Below are 3,425 nucleotides of genomic sequence, written 5' to 3'. Positions count from 1 at the left end.
TGTCGCGCCCTTCGAGCACGACCACGGCACGCTCGCCGCTCTTCGCCATCGCCGCCTGCATCCGGACCAGTCCCAGTTGCAGTTTGTGGTCGTGCTTGGCTTTACCCACTGGTCCTCCGCTCGCTTCACCGCCGCGACGCGCAGGTTGAGCGGTTGCGGCAGGAAGGCTACGCTTAAGGCATGAAATCGCTCCTTCCGCTCGTTTCGCTTCTCGCCGTTGCCGCGGCGCCCGCTGCCGACCCTTATGCCTGGCTTGAGGATATCGAGGGGGCCCGCGCGCTCGGCCAGGTCAAGGCGTGGAATGCGGAGACCGAGCAGCTGCTCACGCGCGACCCGCGCTACGAACAGGGCCGCGCGCGCGCCAAGGCGATCCTCGACGACGAGGCGCAGATCGCTGAGCCTGAGAGCATCCTCGGTGACCGTGTAACCAACCTGTGGCGCGATGCGGCGCACCCGCGCGGGTTGTGGCGCGTGGCTAGCCTCGCCAGCTACACCGCCGGCAAGCCCGAGTGGCGCACGCTGATCGACGTCGACGCGCTCGGCCGGCAAGAGGGCAAGAGCTGGGTCTGGCACGGCGCGCAGTGCCTGGAACCCGACTACACCCGCTGCATGGTCGCGCTCAGCCCCGGCGGCACCGACGCGCAGGTGGTGCGCGAGTTCGACCTGACCACAGGCGCGTTCGTGCCCGGCGGGTTCGTCCTGCCCGAGGCGAAGAGCCGCTACACCTGGATCGACAGCGATCACCTGCTGGTCGCGAGCGACTGGGGCGCGGGATCGCTGACCGTGTCGGGCTATCCGCGGATCGCCAAGGTATGGACGCGCGGCACGCCCATCACGGCGGCGAAGACGGTGCACGAGGCGCCCGCGTCGATCGTCGGGTTGGAGATCAGCGCACCCGACGATGCGAAGCAGCGCTGGCCGATGATCGCGGTCAACACGACCTTTTTCCAGAGCGACTACATCGTGCGGATGCCTGACGGGCGCTTCGTGCCGTTGTCGCTGCCGCAGGGGGCCGACGTGCGCGACGTGATCGATGGCCGCGCGATCGTGTCGTACAGTAAGCCGGCGAACGGCTTCGATGCCGGCGTGCTCGTCGCCTATTCGCTTGCCGACGCTGCCGCCGGGCGTCGCATGACGCCCGAGCTCGTCATGGCGCCGACGAAGAGCCAGGCGGTCGAGGAGGTCAGCGCGACCGACCATGTGCTGTGGGTCAAGGTGCTCGACGACGTGTCGGGCAAGCTGATCGCGCTGCGTCGCGGCGCTGATGGCCGCTGGTCACAGCGCGCGATGCCGCTCGCCGCCAACAGCACGATCCATATCGTCGGCAGCTCGGGCGGGCGCGACACCGCGTTCGCGACCGTGGAGGGCATGCTGACCCCGCCGACGCTCTACGCGGTCGGTGCCGACGCGAAGGTCACCTCGGTCCAGTCGCTCCCGCCCAAGTTCGATGCGCGGCAATTCGCGGTGGCGCAGCACTTTGCGACGTCGAAGGACGGCACGCGCGTGCCCTATTTCCTCGTCACGAAGAAAGGCGCGGCGCAGCCTGCCCCTGCGCTGATCCATGCCTATGGGGGCTTCCGCAATGCGCAGACGCCGACCTATCTGACCGACCAGCCGTACCGCGCCGGGCCGCTGGCGCTATTCTGGGTCGAGCAGGGCAACGCCTTCGTCCTCGCCAACATCCGCGGCGGCGGCGAGTACGGCCCGCGCTGGCACCAGGCGGGCTTGCGCGAGAAGCGGCAGAACGTGTTCGACGACCTGCACGCCGTCGCCGAAGACCTCGTCAAAACGGGGGTGAGCGTCCCTAAGAAGATCGCGATCTCGGGCCGTTCGAACGGGGGCCTGCTGGTCGGCGTCGCGATGGAGCAGCGCCCCGATCTGTACGGCGCGGTGATCGCGGGCTCGCCGCTTGAGGACATGCAGCGCTACTCGCACCTGTCCGCCGGCGCATCGTGGATCGACGAGTACGGCGATCCCGACAAGCCCGCCGACTGGGCCTTCATCAGCAAATATTCGCCGTACCAGAATGTGAAGGCGGGCGTGCGCTACCCGCCGGTGCTGTTCTACGGCTCGACCAAGGACGACCGCGTCCACCCGGGCCACGCGCGAAAGCTAGCCGCCCTGCTCAAGGCGAACGGCAACACCGTATACTTCCACGAATATCTCGAAGGCGGGCACTCGGTCGGCGCCGATCACGCCGAGGACGCGCGCCGCGCTGCATTGCTCGACGCGTTCCTGCGCCGCGAGCTGATGGGCAAATAGGCACCCACCGGCCGCTCGCGCGTTGTGAACGGCCAGAGGGAGGCAAAATGACCAAGCTGTTCCACGTCAGCGACGTGCATTTCGGCGCCGAGGACCCGGAGGCGATCGCCTGGTTCGGCGAGCGTGTCGCCGCGGAGAAGCCCGACGCGGTTATCATGACCGGCGACCTGACGATGCGCGCGAAGCCGAAGGAGTTTCGCGCCGGTGGTGACTGGCTTCGCTCGCTCGGCGTGCCGGTCACGCTCGAGGTCGGCAACCACGACATCCCTTATTACTGGGATCCGATCCGCCGGCTGTTCTCGCCTTATTCGCGCTATGCGGCGGTCGAGAAGATGATCGAGCGTCCGCTCGACATTGCCGGCATCGCGGTCATCCCGCTCAAGACCACCGCGCGCGCGCAATGGCGCTGGAACTGGTCCAAGGGTCGCGTCAGTCCGGGTTCGCTCCGCCGTGCGCTGTCGCTGATCGCGGGCGTGCCGAAAGATCACCTGATCATCGTCGCCGGGCACCATCCGCTGATCGAGGGACCGACCAAGGGCACGGCAAAGACCAAATACGGCGATCAGGCACTTGTCGCACTAGCTGAGGCGGGCGCCGAGGTGGTGCTGTCGGGGCACGTGCACGATCCCTTTGACGTGCCCTACACCCACGCCGGCCGCACCGTTCGGCTGATCGGCGCGGGGACGCTGTCGAAGCGCGTGCGCCACTCGCCGCCCGCTTTCAACGAACTGCGCGTCGAGGGAGAAGCGATCACCACGATCGTGCGCACGATGGAGGGCGACCGGACGCTCGCGCTCGGCGAACCGGTACACGAGCCCGCGTGATGCGGCGGCTGCTGGCCTTCACGATCCTGCTGGTCGCCGCCGCACCCGTCGACAAAGCCGGGGCAACGCGGAGCGACAGGGCGGGACCGTCACGTGCCGACCGGCGCCTGAGAGCAGATGTTTTGAAGGGCATGCAGCGCTATTCGGTGGCGGCGTACCGCTGTGCGCGGCTCGACCGGGTTCAGGCGCAGTCGCTGCCCACGCGCTTTCGCGCCGGCTCGCCCGTCTACCGCCGCGGCGGGCATTGGGAGGAATGGTCCGCGCGCGCCTGCGGGCCGCGTCGCACTTTCCTGGTGGCGATGTGGCCGAGCCGTCGCGGCGGCGTCGACTTCACCATCG

At 68.4% G+C, this 3,425-nt stretch carries 3 protein-coding genes; all 3 read left to right on the top strand.

The window, feature by feature from the left end; translation table 11 throughout:
• Window positions 1-180: 180 nt before the first annotated feature.
• Complete coding sequence (locus QZ847_RS12475; RefSeq protein ID WP_294356941.1) at window positions 181-2,262, top strand: prolyl oligopeptidase family serine peptidase; 2,082 nt, start codon at window positions 181-183, stop codon at window positions 2,260-2,262.
• A gap of 47 nt (window positions 2,263-2,309) precedes the next feature.
• Window positions 2,310-3,086 carry a metallophosphoesterase gene (locus tag QZ847_RS12470; RefSeq protein WP_294356939.1) on the top strand — a complete coding sequence of 259 codons (777 nt, stop codon included), beginning with the start codon at window positions 2,310-2,312 and terminating at the stop codon, window positions 3,084-3,086.
• Window positions 3,086-3,425: hypothetical protein (locus tag QZ847_RS12465; RefSeq protein ID WP_294356937.1), on the top strand; the 340-nt coding region annotated here is incomplete at its 3' end. The genes QZ847_RS12470 and QZ847_RS12465, both read left to right, overlap by 1 nt.

It is taken from the genome of uncultured Sphingomonas sp., from assembly GCF_913778135.1.
Classification (GTDB): Bacteria; Pseudomonadota; Alphaproteobacteria; order Sphingomonadales; family Sphingomonadaceae; genus Sphingomonas.
This window is presented reverse-complemented; position numbering and strand designations above follow the sequence as displayed.